This window comes from Bradyrhizobium sp. SOJA106 (assembly GCF_059448745.1).
The window spans coordinates 4,773,672-4,794,549 of record NZ_CM182549.1 but is presented as its reverse complement, the minus strand read 5'-3'; the positions used below and the strand labels follow the sequence as shown (position 1 = coordinate 4,794,549).

At 64.8% G+C, this 20,878-nt stretch carries 19 protein-coding genes; 17 read left to right on the top strand and 2 right to left on the bottom strand.

The window, feature by feature from the left end; all coding sequences use genetic code 11:
* Positions 1–73 precede the first annotated feature (73 nt).
* The 3 genes from AC5V87_RS22175 (at position 74) to AC5V87_RS22165 (ending at position 2,612) form a co-directional block, all read left to right on the top strand.
* Complete coding sequence (locus tag AC5V87_RS22175; RefSeq protein ID WP_495367758.1) at positions 74–400, top strand: NIPSNAP family protein; 327 nt, start codon at positions 74–76, stop codon at positions 398–400.
* 125 nt (positions 401–525) lie between these two features.
* Positions 526–1,401 carry a 3-deoxy-8-phosphooctulonate synthase gene (kdsA, locus tag AC5V87_RS22170; RefSeq protein ID WP_495367757.1) on the top strand — a complete coding sequence of 292 codons (876 nt, stop codon included), beginning with the start codon at positions 526–528 and terminating at the stop codon, positions 1,399–1,401.
* Positions 1,401–2,612, top strand: a complete 1,212-nt coding sequence (locus tag AC5V87_RS22165; protein ID WP_495367756.1) for an MFS transporter — start codon at positions 1,401–1,403, stop codon at positions 2,610–2,612. The genes kdsA and AC5V87_RS22165 overlap by 1 nt, the downstream gene beginning before the upstream one ends.
* A gap of 112 nt (positions 2,613–2,724) precedes the next feature.
* Here the strand turns inward: AC5V87_RS22165 and queF are convergent, their stop codons facing one another.
* The gene (gene queF, locus AC5V87_RS22160) at positions 2,725–3,177 is read right to left on the bottom strand and encodes a preQ(1) synthase (RefSeq protein WP_165424973.1); all 453 of its coding nucleotides are present in this window, start codon (positions 3,175–3,177) and stop codon (positions 2,725–2,727) included.
* Positions 3,178–3,227: 50 nt separating this feature from the next.
* The gene (locus AC5V87_RS22155) at positions 3,228–4,202 is read right to left on the bottom strand and encodes a Vgb family protein (RefSeq protein WP_495367755.1); all 975 of its coding nucleotides are present in this window, start codon (positions 4,200–4,202) and stop codon (positions 3,228–3,230) included.
* A gap of 174 nt (positions 4,203–4,376) precedes the next feature.
* Between AC5V87_RS22155 and eno the strand changes: the two genes are divergently transcribed.
* From eno to AC5V87_RS22085, 14 genes are all read left to right on the top strand, one after another.
* Positions 4,377–5,660, top strand: coding sequence for a phosphopyruvate hydratase (eno, locus tag AC5V87_RS22150; RefSeq protein ID WP_495367754.1), 1,284 nt, complete (start codon positions 4,377–4,379; stop codon positions 5,658–5,660).
* A gap of 42 nt (positions 5,661–5,702) precedes the next feature.
* A complete protein-coding gene (locus AC5V87_RS22145) occupies positions 5,703–6,836 on the top strand; it encodes a zinc-binding dehydrogenase (protein ID WP_495367753.1) in 1,134 nt (377 codons plus the stop codon).
* A 349-nt stretch (positions 6,837–7,185) separates the two neighbouring features.
* Complete coding sequence (locus AC5V87_RS22140) at positions 7,186–7,737, top strand: NADPH-dependent FMN reductase (protein ID WP_456838285.1); 552 nt, start codon at positions 7,186–7,188, stop codon at positions 7,735–7,737.
* Positions 7,738–7,941: 204 nt separating this feature from the next.
* Positions 7,942–8,259, top strand: coding sequence for an FtsB family cell division protein (locus AC5V87_RS22135; protein ID WP_495367751.1), 318 nt, complete (start codon positions 7,942–7,944; stop codon positions 8,257–8,259).
* A 214-nt stretch (positions 8,260–8,473) separates the two neighbouring features.
* On the top strand, positions 8,474–9,433 hold the full coding sequence (locus AC5V87_RS22130) for a helix-turn-helix domain-containing protein (RefSeq protein ID WP_495367750.1): 960 nt from the start codon (positions 8,474–8,476) through the stop codon (positions 9,431–9,433).
* A gap of 257 nt (positions 9,434–9,690) precedes the next feature.
* Positions 9,691–11,208: an aldehyde dehydrogenase gene (adh, locus tag AC5V87_RS22125; protein WP_495367749.1), complete on the top strand. Its 1,518-nt coding sequence runs from the start codon at positions 9,691–9,693 to the stop codon at positions 11,206–11,208.
* A 166-nt stretch (positions 11,209–11,374) separates the two neighbouring features.
* A complete protein-coding gene (locus tag AC5V87_RS22120; RefSeq protein ID WP_495367748.1) occupies positions 11,375–12,754 on the top strand; it encodes a glycerophosphodiester phosphodiesterase family protein in 1,380 nt (459 codons plus the stop codon).
* Positions 12,755–13,011: 257 nt separating this feature from the next.
* Positions 13,012–14,034 carry a pyruvate dehydrogenase (acetyl-transferring) E1 component subunit alpha gene (gene pdhA / locus AC5V87_RS22115; RefSeq protein WP_456838290.1) on the top strand — a complete coding sequence of 341 codons (1,023 nt, stop codon included), beginning with the start codon at positions 13,012–13,014 and terminating at the stop codon, positions 14,032–14,034.
* Between the two features lie 29 nt (positions 14,035–14,063).
* Positions 14,064–15,446: a pyruvate dehydrogenase complex E1 component subunit beta gene (locus AC5V87_RS22110; RefSeq protein ID WP_495367747.1), complete on the top strand. Its 1,383-nt coding sequence runs from the start codon at positions 14,064–14,066 to the stop codon at positions 15,444–15,446.
* A gap of 3 nt (positions 15,447–15,449) precedes the next feature.
* Positions 15,450–15,752 (top strand): DUF5076 domain-containing protein, encoded by a 303-nt coding sequence (locus tag AC5V87_RS22105; protein ID WP_456838292.1) that lies wholly within the window; start codon positions 15,450–15,452, stop codon positions 15,750–15,752.
* A 2-nt stretch (positions 15,753–15,754) separates the two neighbouring features.
* Positions 15,755–16,207, top strand: a complete 453-nt coding sequence (locus tag AC5V87_RS22100) for a nucleoside deaminase (RefSeq protein ID WP_456838293.1) — start codon at positions 15,755–15,757, stop codon at positions 16,205–16,207.
* A 62-nt stretch (positions 16,208–16,269) separates the two neighbouring features.
* A complete protein-coding gene (locus tag AC5V87_RS22095) occupies positions 16,270–17,625 on the top strand; it encodes a pyruvate dehydrogenase complex dihydrolipoamide acetyltransferase (RefSeq protein ID WP_495367746.1) in 1,356 nt (451 codons plus the stop codon).
* Positions 17,626–17,758: 133 nt separating this feature from the next.
* Entirely contained in the window at positions 17,759–19,180 is a 1,422-nt protein-coding gene (lpdA, locus tag AC5V87_RS22090; protein ID WP_495367745.1) for a dihydrolipoyl dehydrogenase, read from the top strand.
* Positions 19,181–19,390: 210 nt separating this feature from the next.
* Positions 19,391–20,632: a threonine synthase gene (locus AC5V87_RS22085; protein WP_456838296.1), complete on the top strand. Its 1,242-nt coding sequence runs from the start codon at positions 19,391–19,393 to the stop codon at positions 20,630–20,632.
* Positions 20,633–20,878 lie beyond the last annotated feature (246 nt).

Here is a 20,878-nt window from a genome sequence, read left to right as displayed (position 1 = left end):
GCCCGGGCCGGGCGCAAGACACTGTCGGGGCCAGCCGCTATAACCGCCCGACCTGTTCAGGGAGGAGCCAAGAATGATCTACGAAATGCGCATCTATCGCTGCGTGCCCGGCCGCCTGCCGGCGCTCTTGAAGCGGTTCGAGACGGTCACCCTGAAGCTGTGGGAAAAGCACGGCATCAAGCAGGCCGGGTTCTTCACGACGCTGATCGGCGAATCCAACCAGGAGCTGACCTATTTCCTGGCCTGGGAGTCGCTCGCCGAGCGCGAGACGAAGTGGGGCAAGTTCACGACCGATCCGGACTGGATGAAAGCACGCGCCGAGAGCGAAGCGGATGGCCAGATCGTCGGCAACATCGTCAGCCAGCTCCTGACCCCGACGGCCTTCTCGGCGGTGAAGTAGGAACCTGCCGATTCAAGGGTGGCGCCGGAGCGCCGGCGCAACCCTGATATTCTGACCGCCCGGGTCGAATGGGGTTGATCCGACCCTCATGGCGGCTATGGTCGCGCCGAAACGAGGGATTTGCCTTGAGCTCTTCGAATTCAGCAGCGCCAGTCGTCACCATTGGCACGGTCAAATTCGGCAATGATCTGCCGATTTCGATCATTGCCGGGCCCTGCCAGCTCGAGAGCCGGCAGCATGCGCTGGAGGTGGCCTCCGCGCTGAAGGAGATCGCCGACCGGCTCAAGATCGGCCTCGTCTACAAGACCTCCTTCGACAAGGCCAACCGCACCAGCGCGTCCGCCGCACGCGGCCTTGGCCTTTCACAGTCGCTGCCGATCTTCGCCGAGATCCGGTCATCGCTCGGCCTGCCGGTTCTGACCGACGTGCACGAGGCCGCGCAATGCGCCGAGGTGGCGCAGGCCGTCGACATCCTGCAGATCCCGGCGTTCCTGTGCCGGCAGACCGATCTGCTTCTTGCTGCGGCCGCGAGCGGCAAGGTGGTCAACGTCAAGAAGGGCCAGTTCCTCGCGCCCTGGGACATGGCCAATGTCGTGACCAAGATCACGGGCGCGAACAATCCGAATGTGCTGGTCACGGAGCGCGGCGCGTCGTTCGGCTACAATACGCTGGTCTCCGACATGCGCGCGCTGCCGATCCTGGCGCGCACGACCGGTGCGCCGGTGATCTTCGATGCGACCCATTCGGTGCAGCAGCCCGGCGGCAAAGGGACGTCCTCGGGCGGCGAGCGCGAATTCGTCCCGGTGCTCGCGCGCGCGGCGGTGGCGGTTGGCGTTGCCGGCGTCTTCATCGAAACCCATCCCGATCCCGATCGCGCGCCCTCCGACGGCCCGAACATGGTGCCGCTGCGCGAGTTCGAGGGGCTGATCGCTGGGCTGATGGCGTTCGACGCGCTGGCCAAGAATACGTCACGGAATACGTCAAAGGGCATCACGCGCTGATGCACCAGCCTGTGACCCGGCCGTCCTCCGACCAGAAGTTTCCGCCCGCGATCAACATTATCGCGCTCGCCAGCTTCTCGGCGGCGTTGTCGACGCGCGCGCTCGATCCGGTCCTGCCGCGTGTCGCCGAGGATTTCTCGGTCAGCATCACGACGGCCGCCAGCATCGCGGCGGGCTATGCCTTGATCTACGCGCTGGTTCAGCCCGTGATCGGCGCGGCTGCCGATCTGTTCGGCAAGGCGCGCCTGATGACGCTGTGTCTGGCTCTGCTCGGGGCCTCCTGCGTTCTCGGCGCGATCGCGACGACCTTCTCGGGCCTGTTCGCGAGCCGCATTCTGGCCGGCATCGCCTCCGGCGGCGTGTTTCCGGTTGCGCTCGGTCTCACCGCTGACCTCGTCGCGCCGGCCAAGCGGCAGGTCGCGATCGGGCGCACGCTGGCGGGGTCGATGACCGGCAATCTGCTCGGTGCGAGTGCTTCCGGCATCATCGGCGATCTCACCGGCTGGCGCGGTGTGCTCATGATCCTCGGCGCGCTCGGCCTGATCGCGGCCGTTGCGGTGGCCGCCGGATTCCGCGGTGCCGCGCTGACCGCGCCGCCGAAAACCGACCTGAAGACCTTGCGCCAGGGCTACCGCACCATCTTCGCCAATCCCAACACGCGCTATTGCTACTCGGCGGTGTTCGTCGAGGGCTGCTGCGTGTTCGGGCTGTTTCCGTTCATCGCCGCGCTGCTGTTTGATCTCGGCGAGAAGTCGCTGTCGATCGCAGGCATCGTGATCGCGGGGTTTGCCATCGGCGGACTGTTCTACACGTTCACGGTCTCGCGCTTCCTGCCTTGGCTTGGCGTCAAGGGCATGATGATCGCGGGCGCGAGCCTCGTCGCCCTGCAGCTCGGCGTGCTTGCCTTCGGTCCTGGATGGAAGCTGCAATTCGCCAGCATGCTGGCGATGGGCTGGGGCTTCTACATGATCCATGGCTGCTTGCAGGTGTTCGCCAGCGAGCTGTCGATCGGCGCGCGGGCGACGGCGATGTCCCTGCATTCGTTCTTCTTCTTCATGGGGCAGACGGTCGGCCCGATCGCCTACGGCTTCGGCCTCCAGCATGCCGGCAAGGTTTCGACCCTGAGCGTGAGCGCCGCGATCATGGTGCTGCTGGGCGTCGCCTGCGCGCAATTGCTCAAACCGCGCGCGCCGGCTGACGCGCGGGGCTGACGGATTATCGAGCTACCGGCCTTATTTTTCCGGGAACGAACGGTCAACAGCGGCTCTGCTTGCCACGGCGAGCGCCGCATCATGGACGCGCCGTTCTGTGGTTGAGCTCGCGCTAGCCCCGCCCGCGATACGGCGCGACGCCTTGCTCGGGCACCCACAGGCCCTTCGGCACGCGGCCGGTCTGCCAGAACACGTCGATCGGGATGCCGCCGCGCGGATACCAGTAGCCGCCGATGCGCAGCCATTTCGGCTTGATCTCGCTCGCGATACGCTTGCCGATCATCACGGTGCAGTCCTCGTGGAAGGCGCCGTGATTACGGAAGCTCGCGATATAGAGCTTGAGCGATTTGGACTCCAGCAGCCACTGGCCCGGCGCGTAGTCGATCATCAGATGCGCGAAATCCGGCTGCCCCGTGACCGGGCAGAGCGAGGTGAATTCCGGCACGGTGAAGCGCACCAGATAGTCGGTGCCCTTTTGCGGATTGGGCACGCGATCGAGCTGGGCTTCTTCCGGCGTGTGTGGCCATTCCACCGCGCGGCCAAGCTGGAGGGATTTTTTCGCCATCGTCGTCACATCCTGTTCGGCTGCCGGGATGGACGCAAACGGGCTCGTCGTCAACCGGCGATGGTCTGGATCATGACGATGCGGTCGTTGCCGGACTCGCAGCCCCAGAGTTCGCCGGGGCGGCCGTCGAGCTGGCGGACATTGGCATTGGGCTTGTCGCTCGCGAACACGTTGAATGTCTCCGTGGCGGGATCGAAGCGGACGATCGCGTTGGCTGAGAAATCGGTGAGCCAGACCTTGTCCTTGTCGTCGACATAGACCGCGTAGGTGCGGGGACGTTCGCCCGGTAGCTTCCACGTTTTCCATGAGCCGTCGGCGGGATCGTGCACCGACACGTGTCCGCTATTCCACTCGCTGACCCAGATCCGGCTCTTCGAATCCGACCAGACCCGCCGCGCGCCCTGGCCCGGCGTCGGCGGTTCGACCACGCTGGCGCTGCCGGTCGCAAGGTCGATCCTGGCGATGTAGCTGCCGGCGAGCGAGGCGTACCAGACGTCGCCCTTGGGCGTCACGGCGATGCCGTAGGGGCCGACGCCCTTCGGCGCCTTGAATACGTCCATCTCGCCCGATGTCGGCTTGAGGCGGCCGTAATAGCCGGATTGACCGGTGAACCAATAGGTGCCGGTCTTGTCGAACACGCCGGTGTTGAGATTGGCGGAGGCGAACTTTTCCGGCAGGCGGAACAGCGTGACCTTGAGGTCATCGGGGGCGACCCGCGCGATCGCGTTCTGGCCGCCCTCGGTGATCCAGGGCGCGCCGTCGGGCCCGATGGTCACGCCGTGCGGAGCGGCGCCCTGGCCGAGGCTGACGGTCTTGAAGCTGCCATCCCGGGGATCGAGCCTGCCGAGCAGGCCCGTGCCCTGGGCCGTGAACCAGACCGAGCCGTCGGGCGCGGGAGCGAGGTCGTGCAGGCCGATGCCGGCGCTAATGGGGAAATATTTTGTCCGGAATGCACCCTCCTGCGCAAAACTTGGGCGGGTCGCGAGGAGGGCGGCGCTCGAGGCAAGAAACTGGCGACGATTCATGGCGTTACCCCGACTGTCTCAGTTTGAGGTTGGACGCGCAGATCAGGCAGGGTCAAGCTTAGTCCGACCCACTTCACGCGTCAGTCGAACCGCGCCGTCCAAGCGTTCACATTTGCTTGCGGCCCGTGTAAGACCCGCGACACCGATCAGCCCTAACGAACGGAAGTGCACACCATGACCGCCATCATCGACATCATCGGCCGTGAAATTCTCGATAGCCGGGGCAATCCCACCGTCGAGGTCGACGTCGTGTTGGAAGATGGCGCGCTTGGCCGCGCTGCCGTGCCATCCGGCGCCTCCACCGGTGCCCATGAGGCGGTGGAACTGCGCGACGGCGACAAGGCCCGCTATCTCGGCAAGGGCGTGACCAAGGCGGTCGGCGCCGTCAATGGTGAGATCTTCGAGGCTCTCAGCGGCCTCGATGTCGAGCAGCAGGCCCAGATCGACCAGATCATGATCGATCTTGACGGCACCCCGAACAAGAGCCGTCTCGGCGCCAACGCCATTCTTGGCGTCTCGCTCGCCTGCGCCAAGGCCGCGGCGAACTCGCTCGACATGCCGCTCTACCGCTACGTCGGCGGCACCGCGGCGCGGCTCTTGCCGGTGCCGATGATGAACATCATCAATGGCGGCGTGCACGCCGACAACCCGATCGATTTCCAGGAATTCATGATCCTGCCTGTCGGCGCGTCCTCCTTCGCCGAGGGCCTGCGTTACGGCGCGGAAGTCTTCCACACGCTGAAGTCGGAGCTGAAGAAGGCAGGTCACAACACAAATGTCGGCGACGAGGGGGGTTTTGCGCCGAACCTGCCATCGGCGGATGCCGCGCTGGAGTTCGTCGTGAACGCGATCGGCAAGGCCGGCTTCAAGGCAGGGGCCGACATCGTGCTCGGCCTCGACTGCGCCTCGACCGAGTTCTTCAGGGACGGCAAGTATGTCTATGAAGGCGAGGGCAAGACGCGCTCGGTGTCCGAACAGGCCAAGTACCTTGCCGACCTCGTGTCGCGCTATCCGATCGTGACCATCGAGGACGGCATGTCGGAAGACGACATGGACGGCTGGAAGGAGCTCACCGATCTCATCGGCAAGAAGTGCCAGCTGGTCGGCGACGACCTCTTCGTCACCAACGTCAAACGCCTCGCCGAGGGCATCAAGGCCGGCCGCGCCAACTCGATCCTGATCAAGGTCAACCAGATCGGCACGCTGACCGAGACCCTCGCCGCGGTCGAGATGGCGCACAAGGCCGGCTACACCTCCGTCATGTCGCACCGCTCCGGCGAGACCGAGGATTCCACCATCGCCGACCTCGCGGTCGCCACCAATTGCGGTCAGATCAAGACCGGCTCCCTTGCGCGTTCCGATCGCACCGCCAAATACAACCAGCTCCTGCGCATCGAGCAGCAGCTCGGCAAGCAGGCGCTCTATGGCGGCAAGGCGGCACTGAAGGCGCTGGCATAAGCCAGCAATTCAATGCTCCAACAACACAGGGGAGGATCGGACATGAGCGACGGCAAGACCGGACTGCAATTGCGTTCGCTGCTCAAGAAGAGCGGCGAGCTGGAATTGTCCCTCGTGAATGTCCCGACCCCGGAGCCGGCGGACGACGAGGTCGTCGTCCGCGTCGAGGCGACGCCGATCAATCCGTCCGATCTCGGCCTGCTGATCGGCGCCGCCGACATGTCGGCCGCCAAGGCGTCCGGCACCAAGGAGATGCCGGTCATCACCGCGACGATGCCGGAGGCCGCGATGCGGATGATGGCGGCGAGGTTCGACCAGTCACTGCCGGTCGGCAACGAGGGCGCCGGCACGGTGATCCGCACCGGCGCCTCGGATGCTGCGAAAGCGCTGATGGGCAAGACGGTGTCGATGATCGGGGGCGCCATGTACACCCAGTACCGCGTGCTCAAGGTCCGCGACGTCATGGAGTTGCCGGCGGGCACCACGGCCGCCGACGGTGCGTCCTGGTTCGTCAATCCGCTGACCGCGCTCGGCATGACCGAGACGATGCGGCGCGAGAACCACAAGGCGCTGGTGCACACGGCCGCGGCCTCGAACCTCGGCCAGATGCTCAACAAGATCTGCATCAAGGACGGCATCGGCCTCGTCAATATCGTCCGCAGCAAGGAGCAGGCCGACATCCTGCACAAGATCGGCGCCAAGCACGTCGTCGATTCCAGCGCGCCAAGCTTCATGGACGATCTCACCAATGCGCTGGTCGAGACCGGTGCCACGATCGCCTTCGATGCCATCGGCGGCGGCAAGCTCGCAAGCCAGATTCTCACGGCGATGGAGGTCGCGGCCAACAAGACCGCGAAGGAATACAGCCGCTACGGCTCCAACGTGTACAAGCATGTCTACATCTACGGCAGTCTCGACCCGCGTCCGACCGAGCTGAGCCGGTCGTTCGGCCTGAGCTGGGGCGTCGGCGGCTGGCTGCTGACGCCGTTCCTTCAGAACATCGGGCCGGCCGAGATCGGCCGCCTGCGCCAGCGTGTCGCCTCCGAGCTCAAGACCACCTTTGCCAGCCACTACACCAAGGTGGTGTCGCTTGCCGAGGCGCTCGATCCCGCCAATATCGCGGTGTACGCGAAACGCGCCACCGGCGAAAAATTCCTCATCAACCCAAACAAATAAACGTGTCGTGCGGCGGCACGTCACCGAAAGAAGGTATTGCCTTCTCCATGACTGATCCCAATCGCCGTCGCCTGCTCGCAGGCGCGGCTGCCATCGATCGGTCATGTCGAGAAGGACGGCGCTAAGTATCGCCTGATCCCGTCGGCACGGAATCGGGCGATCTGAGTGGATTTGCAGATTCGCACGAAAGATCGAACCGCCGCGTGGCGGCCCGATTGGTTTTGGGCGACCATCTGCTTTCGCGAAACGCAGCGTTTCCAAATCGGACCGGTTCATGCACTTGCATTGATCGATCCGGATCGCTTAAGTGCCGCCCCGGCACTCCCGCTCAAGCCCTCAAGGACATTCCATGGCCTACAACATCGTCGTCATCGCCGGCAGCCTGCGCAAGGACAGCTTCTCGCTGAAGATCGCCAACGCGCTGGCAAAGCTGGCGCCTAGCTCGCTCAAGCTCGAGGTCATTACGCCGGCCGGCATCTCGTTCTTCAACCAGGACCTCGAGGGCGCGCCGCCGGCGGACTGGCTGGCCTTCCGCGAAAAGCTGCAGAAGTCGGACGGCGTCATCTTCGTCACCCCCGAATACAACCGCGCCATCCCGGGCGTCCTCAAGAACGCCATCGACGTCGCCTCGCGCCCCTATGGCAAGAGCTCGTTCAACGGCAAGCCGGTCGGCATCGTCTCGAACTCGCCGGGTCCGCTCGGCGGCGTCAGCGCGGCCAAGACGCTCCAGACCATCCTGCCGGGCATTGCCGGCCCGATCATGCAGCAGCCCGAGATCTATCTGAACTCGGTCGGCGATGCTTTCGATGCGGAGGGTAACCTGACCAAGGACTCGCTGAAGGGCGTGCTCCAGGCCTACATCGACGCCTTCGCCGCGCACGTCGCGAAGCACCACGGCTGAGGTCAACCGCTTAAGTCTCGTCATGGCCGGGCTTGTCCCGGCCATCCACGTCTTGGCCCGCCGCGACGAAGAACGTGGATGCCCGGGCCTTCGCCGCGCCGAAGCGGCTTCGGCCGCGCAGGCGGGACAAGCCGGGCATGACGACGAGAGATACGGGCAGGGCGCACTAACACTCCCTTAACCAAGCTGCCCCATCTTCCCAGCATGGTCTCCCGCGCGCGCCTGAAATCGATCCTGACTGGCCTTGCTCTCTATGCGATGGCGGCCGCCATCGTCGGCTATTTCGGCGTCAACGCCTATACCGGCAAATACGGCCTCAACGCCCGCCAGGAGCTCGACCAGGAGATCATCGCGCTGACCAGCGAGCTGGCGCAGCTCAAGCGCGAGCGCGCCAGGAGCGAGCAGCGCGTCTCGCTGCTGCGCACCGACAAGATCGATCCCGACATGCTGGACGAGCGGGCGCGTTTCCAGCTCGACTACGTCAATGCGCACGATCTCGTTCGGATGATCCCGGCCAAGTAGCGCTTTCCGCGCTATTCGAAACCGGCGCCGAAAGCCGCTGCCGAAATCCGGCACGCGTCGATCAATTCTACCGAAAGTCGCAGGCGTGTAACCGGACTGCTGCTTGACGGCAATGCCGGCGCGGCTCATGGCTTCCTATACTGTCGGCCTGAGTTGACGCAGATCAACCGGGTCGCGCCGCCACAGCCTAGACTGCCACCCGGAGGAAACAGTGATGAATGGGCCAATGTCCCGGCATCACGCGGCCCGTGTCGAGGCCGCCATTGCATCAGGCCAGGCCGCGCGCTCCGCGCTCGTGGCCTCATGGTGCCGTTCGTCCCGCTTGCATCATCTCGATCCCGCCGGCCGCAGCCTGCCGGTGCGGCTCAGCGACGCCGAGCTGCGGCAGACCCGCGAGCGTATCGCGCCGCTGCTGGCCGCCGCGCAAGGCGCCATGGACCGGCTCTATCAGGCCGTCGGCGCTGCCGGCTGCTGCGTGCTGCTCGCCGACGGTGAGGGCGTGCCGGTCGACCGCCGCGGCACGCCGGCCGACGATGCCACGTTTCAGTCCTGGGGCTTGTGGACCGGCGCGCTGTGGAGCGAGGAGCACGAGGGCACGAACGGCATCGGCACCTGCGTCGTCGAGCAACGGCCGCTGACGATCGACCGCGATCAGCATTTCTTCACCCGCAACACACTGCTGAGCTGCACCGCCGTTCCGATCTACGATCACGAGGCAGCATTCGCCGGCGTGCTCGACGTCTCCTCCTGCCGGGCCGACCGCACCGATGCGTTCTCCAGCCTGATCGCGCTGGCGGCCAGCGAAGCGGCAAGGCGCATCGAGGCGGATCTGTTTCGTCGGGCTTTTGCCCATGCCCGTATCGTGCTGACGCAAGGCGCGGACGGTCAGTCCATCGGCCTCGTCGCGGTCGATGCGGACGATCTCGTGATCGGCGCGACCCGCACCGCCCGCGCGGCACTCGGGATCGCGCCGGGCAGGGCGATGCAGCCGGTGCCCGCGGCCGATCTGCTCGGCGGCGACGCCGCGCATGATCACCTCGCCGGCGGCCAGCGCGCAGTGTTGCAGCGGGCGCTCTTGCGCGCCGGCGGCAATGTCTCGGCCGCCGCAAAGGCCCTCGGCGTCAGCCGCGCCACGCTGCATCGGAAGCTGAAGCGGCTCGATATCAGGCACTGAGCTTCAGTCGTCATTGCGAGCGCAGCGAAGCAATCCAGGATTTTTCCGCGGAGGGACTCTGGATTGCTTCGCTACGCTCGCAATGACGATGTGGAGGCCGCAAACGTCCCATCTCCCCCGCGACTGTCGCAGAACTGCGACACTCCCGGCCGGCGATCGCTTCTATCAGGGCTGACAGAAAGCACCTCCTGCGAGATCGTCGGCGCAAGTCGTGAACACACGGCGGATCGCGCAAACAGCAACATCGGGAGTGAGCAATGAACAAGGTGGAATTCCTCGGCATCACCCAAAGCCCCTTCGCCGAACGCTACGACAATTTCATCGGCGGCAAGTTCACGGCGCCCATCTCGGGCAAGTATTTCGACAATGCCTCGCCCGTGAACGGTCAGATCGTCTGCAAGATCGCGCGCTCCGACGCGCAGGACGTCGAGGCCGCCCTCGATGCGGCGCACGCCGCCAAGACCGCCTGGGCACGCACCAGCGTCGCCGAGCGCGCCGCGATCCTGAACAAGATCGCCGACCGCATGGAGGAGAATCTCGAGCGCCTCGCGATCGCCGAGACCTGGGACAATGGCAAGCCGATCCGCGAGACCCGCGCCGCCGATCTGCCGCTGGCCATCGACCACTTCCGCTATTTCGCCGGCGTCGTCCGCGCGCAGGAGGGCTCGATCGGCGAGATCGACCATGACACCATTGCCTATCATTTCCACGAGCCGCTCGGCGTCGTCGGCCAGATCATCCCCTGGAACTTCCCGCTGCTGATGGCGTGCTGGAAGCTCGCGCCAGCGCTGGCCGCCGGCAATTGCGTCGTGCTCAAGCCCGCCGAGCAGACGCCGGCCTCGATTATGGTCTGGGCTGAGATCATCGGCGACCTGCTGCCACCCGGCGTGCTCAACATCGTCAACGGATTTGGCCTCGAGGCCGGCAAGCCGCTGGCCTCGAGCCCGCGCATCGCCAAGATCGCCTTCACCGGCGAGACCACGACGGGCCGGCTGATCATGCAATATGCCAGCCAGAACCTGATCCCGGTGACGCTGGAGCTCGGCGGCAAATCGCCGAACATCTTCTTCAAGGACGTTACCGCCGAGGACGATGATTTCTTCGACAAGGCGATCGAAGGCTTCGTCATGTTCGCGCTGAACCAGGGCGAGGTCTGCACCTGTCCGAGCCGGGCGCTGGTCCATGCCGACATCTATGACCGCTTCATGGAGCGGGCGCTCAAGCGCGTCGCTGCGATCAAGCAGGGCGACCCGCGCGCCGCCGACACTATGATCGGCGCGCAGGCCTCCAGCGAGCAGCTCGCAAAGATCCTCTCCTATATCGACATCGGCAAGCAGGAGGGCGCCAGGGTGCTCGCGGGCGGCGGACGCGCCGAGCTCGCGGGCGATCTCGCCGGCGGCTTCTACGTCCAGCCGACGGTGTTCGAAGGCAACAACAAGATGCGCATCTTCCAGGAGGAGATCTTCGGCCCCGTGGTCTCGGTTACGACCTTCAAGACCGATGACGAGGCACTCGCGATCGCCAACGACACGCTCTATGGCCTAGGGGCCGGCGTATGGAGCCGCGACGCCAACCGCTGCTACCGCTTCGGAAGGGCGATCCAGGCCGGCCGGGTCTGGACCAATTGCTACCATGCCTATCCCGCCCATGCGGCGTTCGGCGGCTACAAGCAGTCCGGCGTCGGTCGCGAGACCCACAAGATGATGCTCGATCACTATCAGCAGACCAAGAACCTCCTGGTCAGCTACAGCCCGAAAAAGCTCGGCTTCTTCTGATCGGCAAATTCCGATCGCAAGCCACAGGCGGCGTCATAGCGGCGCCGCCTGCGCATGTCTATCATTGTTCAGCCGCCGTCATCCGCCTGTCAGAGTCTTGGGACAAGACGACAGGCTCGCTCTTGTGGCGTCTTGACGCGATGCTGAGCAAAGATGGAGGCGTGTCATGCAGGATGATCGTTCACGTCGAACGGTCGGTATTGGAGCGTTGCTGGTCGGCGCGGCGCTCCTTCCTCTGTCGATGGCCTTCGCACAGACCAGCCCGGCTCCGGCCGGCGCCAAGCAGGTCCCGACCCTCGACGGCAGGCCGCCGCTGATCCTCGGCCATCGCGGACTGCCCGGCCTTGTGGCCGAAGAAACCGAGCCATCGTACGAGCTTGCCGCGGCGCTCGGCACCGACGCACTCGAAGAGGATCTGCATTTGACCAAGGATTGCGTCCTGGTCGTGCGCCATAATCCCTGGCTCAGCGACAATACCAATGTGGCCGAGGTCGCCAAGACCAACGCGACTGTCGCAGCCCGCAAGCGCACGGTCCCCGGCGTGCGCGTCAAGGCGCCGGCGTCCCCAGGGGCGCCCGCCGACTACCTGACCGATCTCACGGACCCCGCCGATCCGAAATCGGTGCTGAAGTCATTGATCGTCGACGGCGAGGACCACACCAATGACTGGTCGATTACCGACTTCACCTTGGCCGAGCTGAAGGAATGGATCGCCGGCACGACCTATGATGCGGCCAACGAGCGGCCCAAAGTCTTCAACGGCAAATTCCCGGTCATCAGCTTCCAGGAGGTCATCGACATCGCCAAGGCCAGGAGCAAGGCGACGGGGCGTCCCATCCTGGTCTATCCCGAGACCAAGAATCCGACCTGGAACAATGCCCAGGCCATCGCCAATGGCTGCGGCGCGCCCGGTAGCCGTCCGCTCGAAGATGCCCTGATCAAGATCATCAAGGACAATGGCCTCAACACCAAGGACGCGCCCATCCTGGTCCAGAGCTTCGAGCCCGGCAGCCTGAAATATATGCGCAGCCATGGTCTCGAGGCCCGGCAGGTTCAGCTCATCGACGGCAACGGGATCGAGTTCAGGACCGGCAAGGTGCTGCTCAACAACATCACGAGCTCGCGTCCGTTCGACTGGACGGTTGCGGGTGATGCGCGCCTCTACGATGCGATGCTGACCCCAGAGGGCCTCGCAGAGATCAAGACCTATGCCGACGGCATCGGGCCGTGGAAGGCCTATATCGTTCCGCTCAAGATCGCCCCGTGGAAGGACAGCAACGCCGACGGCACGCCCTATAAGGGATCGACGCCGGAGGCATCGACGCAGGAGCCGACCAGCCTCGTTGCCGACGCGCACAAGCTTGGACTGTTCGTGCACGTCTTCACGTTCCGGAACGAGAAGAAATATCTCGCCGCCGATTATCACGGCGATCCCGGTCTCGAATATCTCAAATTTTTCCGTCTCGGCGTCGATGGGGTTTTCACCGACTTCACGCATACCGGCGTTGCCGCTCGCGCAGCCTATCTGCGCGAGCTCGGCTGGTAAGGCCGCCGGTACGAATCGGACACGCGCTGAGGGTCTCAGCCCGCAAGATGCAGGTGTCCGATATCCTTGCTGCGTCTGCCGGCACTGGCTTCGTTGGCGGGAAGCTAATGTTGCCCGATTGGCGCCAAAGGTTTTGCAAAGTTTCGGCCACGCTGCAGTGCGGCATAATGAAAATCGTGCCATGCCGCCGCGGTGCTTTCCAACCGCGTTTGACTTGGGTTAGAGAGGGCTGAAGTTTTCTCTGACCCGGAATTCCCATGGCCGCACCCAAGAAAGCCGCCGCGAGCGCTGCGCAGCACAAGACCGACGGCGGTTCGCCCCCGGAATTCACCAGGGAACAGGAGCTCAAGGCGCTCCGCGACATGCTCCTGATCCGGCGGTTCGAGGAGAAGGCCGGTCAGCTCTACGGCATGGGTGCGATCGGCGGCTTCTGCCATCTCTATATCGGCCAGGAGGCCGTGGTGGTCGGGATGCAGATGGCCCTGAAAGAGGGCGATCAGGTCATCACCGGCTATCGTGATCACGGCCACATGCTCGCCACCGGCATGGACGCCAACGGCGTCATGGCCGAGCTCACGGGTCGCCGCGGCGGCTATTCCAAGGGCAAGGGCGGCTCCATGCACATGTTCAGCAAGGAGAAGCACTTCTACGGCGGTCACGGCATCGTCGGCGCCCAGGTCTCGCTCGGCACCGGCCTCGCCTTCGCTAATCATTATCGCGGCAACGACAGCGTCAGCGTCACCTATTTCGGCGACGGCGCGGCCAACCAGGGCCAGGTCTACGAGAGCTTCAACATGGCGGAGCTGTGGAAGCTGCCGGTGATCTACGTCATCGAGAACAACCGCTACGCCATGGGTACCGCGGTCTCGCGCGCCTCTGCCCAGCAGGACTTCTCCAAGCGTGGCGCGTCCTTCAACATTCCCGGCAAGCAGGTCGACGGCATGGACGTCCGCGCCGTGAAGGCTGCGGGCGACGAGGCGGCGGCCTGGTGCCGTGCCGGCAAGGGCCCCTTCATCCTGGAGATGCAGACCTACCGCTATCGCGGCCACTCGATGTCCGATCCGGCGAAATACCGCACGCGCGAGGAGGTCGAGAAGATTCGCCACGACCAGGACCCGATCGAGCAGGTGCGCAACCGCCTGCTCGCGGCCAAGGTCAGCGAGGCCGATCTCAAGGCGATCGACGCCGAGGTGCGCGACATCGTCAACGCGTCTGCCGATTTTGCCCAGCATGATCCCGAGCCGGATGCCGCCGAGCTCTGGACTGACGTTTACCGCTGAACGCGCGCAAGCTTTCCTTTGGAGTCGATATGCCAATTCAAGTGCTGATGCCCGCGCTGTCGCCCACGATGGAGAAGGGCAACCTCGCCAAATGGTTGAAGAAAGAGGGCGAGCAGATCAAGTCTGGCGACGTCCTCGCCGAGATCGAGACCGACAAGGCGACCATGGAGGTCGAGGCGACCGATGAGGGGACGCTCGGCAAGATCCTGATCCCCGAGGGCACCGCCGACGTCGCGGTGAACACACCGATCGCCACCATTTTGGCGGACGGAGAGAGCGCCGCCGATCTTGCCAAAGCCCCTGCACCGGCCGCGAAGGCTGCAGAGTCCGCGCCGCCCGCCGCGGCAAAGGCCGAGGCGCCGGCACCCAAAGCCGCGCCCGCGCCGCAGGCTGTGGCGGAGCCCGATCCAGAAGTGCCCGCCGGCACCGAGATGGTGACGCAGACGATCCGCGAAGCTTTGCGCGATGCCATGGCCGAAGAGATGCGCCGCGACGCCGACGTCTTCGTCATGGGTGAAGAGGTCGCCGAATATCAGGGCGCCTACAAGGTCACGCAAGGGCTGCTCCAGGAGTTCGGCGCCAAGCGCGTCATCGATACCCCGATCACCGAGCACGGCTTTGCCGGCGTCGGCGTCGGCGCGGCGATGACGGGCCTGAAGCCGATCGTCGAGTTCATGACCTTCAACTTCGCCATGCAGGCGATCGATCAGATCATCAACTCCGCGGCCAAGACGCTCTACATGTCCGGCGGCCAGATGGGCTGCTCGATCGTGTTTCGTGGGCCGAACGGTGCCGCGGCCCGCGTCGCCGCCCAGCACAGCCAGGATTATTCGTCCTGGTACTCGAACATTCCGGGCCTCAAGGTCATCGCGCCGTTCTCGGCCGCCGATTACAAGGGCCTGCTCAAGGCCGCGATCCGTGATCCCAATCCGGTGATCTTCCTCGAGAACGAGGTGCTCTACGGCCACACCGGCGAGGTGCCGAAGCTGGACGATTTCGTGATCCCGATCGGCAAGGCGCGCATCGTGCGCTCGGGCTCCCACGTGACCATCATCTCCTGGTCGAACGGCATGACCTATGCGCTGAAAGCCGCCGACGAGCTCGCCAAGGACGGCATCGAAGCCGAGGTGATCGACCTGCGCACGCTGCGCCCGATGGACACCGAGACCATCGTCAACTCGGTCAAGAAGACCGGGCGCGCCGTCACCGTGGAAGAGGGCTGGGCCCAGAGCGGCGTCGGCGCCGAGATCGCCGCGCGCATCATGGAGAACGCCTTCGACTATCTCGACGCGCCGGTTGCGCGCGTCTCCGGCAAGGACGTGCCGATGCCCTATGCCGCCAACCTGGAGAAGCTGGCGCTGCCCTCGGCGGCGGAAGTGGTCGAGGCCGCCAAAGCCGTCTGCTACAGGTAGACCATGGCGGGCCCCAAGGAGCAGCCACTGCCGCCCGACGTCATGACCCGCGAGGACGCGGTCGAGATCCTGCGCGTGTTCGTGCTGGACGGCGGGCTGTCGATGGCGTTCCAGCGGGCCTTCGACGAGCCCGACATGTGGGGCCTGCTGCTCGTCGATCTCGCCCGCCACGCCGCGCGGGCCTATGCGCGCGAGAGTGAATACACCGAGGAAGACGCGCTGAACCGGATCCTCGACATGTTCCAGGCGGAGATCGAGCGTCCCACGGACACCGGCACGACGACACCGCGCGGGAAGGGGCACTAACCGTGGCGATCGAATCCTATCATTACGATTTCATGCTCGAGGCGATCCGCGAGGCGCAGGACTCGATCGCGCAGGGCGGCCTGCCGATCGGCGCGGTGCTGACGCGCGACAACAAGATCATCGCCCGCGGTCACAACAACCGCGTGCAGGAGAACAACGTGATCCTGCATGGCGAGATGAGCTGCCTGCGTGCGGCCGGCGCGATCTCGTTCCACGACACTGTCATGTACACCACGCTGTCGCCGTGCTCGATGTGCGCCGGCGCGCTCGCTTTGTTCAAGGTCAAGCTCGTGGTGATCGGGGAATCCGTCACCTTCGAGGGATCCAAGGACATTCTCGACAAGTTCGGCATCCCATGGATCGATCTTGCCGACGACCGCTCCATCACCATGATGAAGAATTGGCGTTCCATCCCTGCCAATGAGCGCCTCTGGCAGGGCGACATCGGCAACTAAACCTGGTCTGTTCGTCTCCGGTGTCGGAGACGACGTTTTGCAAAGTTCTTCTTGAGGTCAGCATGCCCATCAACATCCTGATGCCCGCTCTCTCGCCGACGATGGAGAAGGGCAACCTCGCCAAGTGGCTGAAGAAGGAAGGCGACAAGGTCAAATCGGGCGACGTGATCGCCGAGATCGAGACCGACAAGGCGACCATGGAGGTCGAGGCGATCGATGAGGGCACGATCGCCAGGATCCTGGTGCCCGAAGGGACGCAGGACGTGCCCGTCAACGACGTGATCGCGGTGCTTGCCGGCGAGGGCGAGGACGTGAAGGCGGCAGGTAGCGCCAAGCCGAGCGCTTCGGCCGCGCCGCCGAAAGCCGCCGAGGCTCCCGCGGCGGCTGCCGCTCCCGCGCCTGCGCCCGCTGCACCCAAGGCTGCACCGCCGCCCGCTGCCGCACCTGCCCCGCAGGCTGCTGCTCCGGCCGCGCAAGCCAACGGCCACGGCGGCCGCGTGTTCTCCTCGCCGCTGGCGCGGCGTCTTGCCAAGGAAGCCGGCATCGACGTGTCGATGGTGACAGGCACCGGCCCGCATGGCCGCGTCGTCGCGCGCGACGTCGAGCAAGCCAAATCCGGCAAGGGCCTCAAGGCGCCTGCCGCCGCGCCGTCAGGCGCGCCCGCGATCGCGCCGACCATGTCGGACAAGCAGATCCTGTCGCTGTTCGAGCCGGGCTCTTACGACATCGTCCCGCATGACGGCATGCGCCGCACCATTGCGCAGCGCCTGACCGCATCGATCCAGAACGTCCCGCACTTCTACCTCACCATCGACTGCGACATCGGCAAGCTGCTCACCGCGCGTGAGGAGATCAACGCGGCCGCTCCCAAGGACAAGGAGAAGAAGCCGCTCTACAAGATCTCGGTCAACGACTTCGTGATCAAGGCGATGGCGGTGGCGCTGCAGAAGATCCCGAACTGCAACGTCAGCTGGACCGAAAGCGGCATGGTCAAGCATCACCATTCCGACGTCGGCGTCGCCGTGGCGATGCCTGGCGGCCTGATCACGCCGATCATCCGGAAGGCGGAAACCAAGACGCTCTCGACCATCTCCAACGAGATGAAGGATTTCGCCGCGCGCGCCCGCTCGCGCAAGCTGAAGCCCGAGGAGTACCAGGGCGGCACCACGGCCGTCTCCAACCTCGGCATGTACGGCATCAGCCACTTCACCGCCGTGATCAACCCGCCGCACGCGACGATCCTCGCGGTCGGCACCAGCGAGGAGCGCCCTGTCGTGCGTGGCGGCAAGATCGAGATCGCGCACATGATGAGCGTGACCTTGTCCTGCGATCACCGCGCCATCGACGGCGCGCTCGGCGCCGAGCTGATCGGCGCGTTCAAGCAGCTGATCGAAAATCCCGTCATGATGATGGTCTGACGACAAATTCGCGTCGTCATTGCGAGCGAAGCGAAGCAATCCAGAACGTGACCGGCAGACTGGATTGCTTCGTCGCAAGAGCTCCTCGCAATGACGGTCTCGTTAAGGCCGGTTGGAGCGAGAACGAGCATACATGGCCGATACATCCTTCGACGTCATCATCATCGGCTCCGGTCCCGGCGGCTATGTCACCGCGATCCGGGCCGCCCAGCTCGGCCTCAAGACCGCGATCGTCGAAAAATCCTATCTCGGCGGTATCTGCCTGAACTGGGGCTGCATCCCGACGAAAGCGCTGCTGCGCTCGGCCGAGATCTATCACTACATGCAGCATGCCAAGGATTACGGCCTCTCGGCGGAGAAGGTCTCGTTCGATCCGAAGGCCGTGGTGCAGCGCTCGCGCGGCGTCTCGAAGCGGCTCAATGACGGCGTCGGCTTCCTGATGAAGAAGAACAAGGTCAGCGTGATCTGGGGCGCCGCCTCGATCGACGCGCCCGGCAAGGTCACCGTGAAGAAGTCCGACGTCGAAGCGCCCAAGGGCGCGTTGGGCGAGGGCACCTACCAGGCCAAGCACGTCATCATTGCGACTGGCGCACGGCCGCGCGTGCTGCCCGGCCTCGAGCCCGACAAGAAGCTGGTCTGGACCTATTTCGAAGCGATGGTGCCGGAAAGGATGCCGAAGTCGCTTCTGGTGGTCGGCTCCGGCGCGATCGGCATCGAGTTCGCCTCCTTCTTCCACACCATGGGCTCCGACGTCACCGTAGTCGAGGTGCTGCCGCAGATCCTGCCTGTCGAGGATGCCGAGATCGCCGGTCTCGCACGCAAGCGCTTCGAGAAGCAGGGCATCAAGATCATGTCCTCGACCAAGGTCACGAAGCTGGAGAAGAACGCTGACAGCGTCGTCGCCACCATCGACGACGGCAAGGGCAAGCCCGTCACCACCGAGTTCGAGCGCGTGATCTCGGCGGTCGGCGTCGTCGGCAACGTCGAAAATCTGGGACTCGAAAAGCTCGGCGTCAAAACCGATCGTGGCATCATCGTGGTCGACGGCTACGGCAAGACCAACATCCCCGGCATCTACGCGATCGGCGACGTCGCGGGACCGCCGATGCTGGCGCACAAGGCCGAGCACGAGGGCGTGATCTGCGTCGAGGCGATCAAGGGCCTCAATCCGCATCCCATGGACAAGGACATGATCCCTGGCTGCACCTATTGCCACCCACAGGTCGCCTCGGTCGGACTGACGGAAGCCAAAGCGAAAGAAAGCGGCCGCGAGATCCGCGTCGGCCGCTTCCCCTTCGTGGGCAACGGCAAGGCGATCGCGCTCGGCGAGGACCAGGGCCTCGTCAAGGTGATCTTCGACAAGAAGACCGGCCAGCTGTTAGGGGCCCACATGGTCGGCGCCGAGGTGACCGAGCTGATCCAGGGCTACGTCGTCGCCATGAACCTGGAGACCACCGAAGAAGAGCTGATGCATACGGTGTTCCCGCATCCGACCCTGTCGGAGATGATGAAGGAAGCCGTGCTGGATGCGTATGGACGGGTGCTCAACATTTGACGGCTGACACCATTGGACCGGTCATCCTGAGGTGCGAGGCCAGCGTTGCAAAGCACCGATGGCTGAGCCTCGAAGGATGAACGGCCGAGATGCAGCAGCTGGGCTCGTCGCCCTTCGAGGTCTCCATACGGCGCGCTGCGCCGCATGGCTCGTACCTCAGGGTGACGAGTTCCGCTGCAATTAAGTAGAACAAGAAGAGGAAATCACCCCATGCACGACAACGACAACCTCACCATCGAACGGCCGACCTTCGTCACCCATCTCGAATGCGCGATGGAAGGCGATCATTACGCCGCCGACCAGGTCCACAATCTCTCCAAGGCCGGCAAGCCGCTTCTCGTCCGCTACGACCTCGCCGGCGTGAAGAAGGCGCTGACCAAGGACGCGCTGGCCCAGCGCCCCGCCGACATGTGGCGCTATCGCGAGCTGCTGCCGGTGCGCAAATGCAAGGACATCGTCTCGCTCGGTGAAGTGACGACGCCGCTGATCCGGCTGCCGAAGCTCGGCGCAAAACTCGGAGGCGGCGAGATCATCGTCAAGGACGAGGGACGCCTGCCGACCGGCTCGTTCAAGGCGCGCGGCCTCGTGATGGCGGTGTCGATGGGCAAGGCGCTCGGCATCAAGCACATGGCGATGCCGACCAACGGCAATGCCGGCGCGGCCCTGGCGGCTTACGCCACGAGCTGCGGCATCAAGACCACGATCTTCTGCCCGGCTGACACGCCCGAGGTGAATGTCAGCGAGATCGAGCTGCAGGGCGCCACCGTCTACCGCGTCAACGGCTATATCGACGATTGCGGCAAGATCGTCGGCGAAGGGAAGGCGAAAGTCGGCTGGTTCGATACCTCGACCCTGAAGGAGCCGTACCGCATCGAAGGCAAGAAGACGATGGGCCTCGAGCTCGCCGAGCAGCTCGGCTGGGACGTGCCCGACGTGATCTTCTATCCGACCGGCGGCGGCACCGGCATGATCGGCATGTGGAAGGCGTTCGACGAGCTCGAGAAGATCGGCTTCATCGGCTCAAAGCGCCCGCGCATGGTCGCGGTGCAGGCCTCGGGCTGCGCCCCGATGGTGCGCGCCTACGAGGCCGGCACCGAGCACGCCACGCGCTGGGAGGACGCACACACCATCGCCTCCGGCATCCGTGTGCCGCAGGCCATCGGCGATTTTCTCATTCTGCGTGCAGTGCGCGAGAGCAAGGGCTTTGCCATCGCGGTCGACGACGACAAGATCTCGGCGGCGCTCAACGAGGTCGCGCGCGAGGAGGGGCTGCTGTTGTGTCCCGAGGGCGCCGCGACCTACGCCGCTTACAAGGACAGCCTCGCCGACGGCCGCGTCAGCAAGACCGACCGGGTGATGCTGTTCAACTGCGCGAGTGGCCTGAAATACCCGCTGCCGCCGGTCACCCGCACGCTCGACCGCCACAAGCCGATCGACTATTCGCAGTTCTAAAGCATGATCCGGAAAAGTGCGCAGCGGTTTTCCGAAAAGATCATGCTCAAACAACAACCTAAAGCGCGATGACCGATTCATCCTAATCTCGTCGCGTTTTGGAAATCTCTCCCTCTCCCCGTTCTTACGGGGAGAGGGTCGGGAGTGAGGGGCCTCTCTCCTCGAATGAGATATTCGCGAGACCTGTACCCCCTCACCCGAATTCCGCTGCGCACGAATTCGACCTCTCCCCGCAAGCGGGGCGAG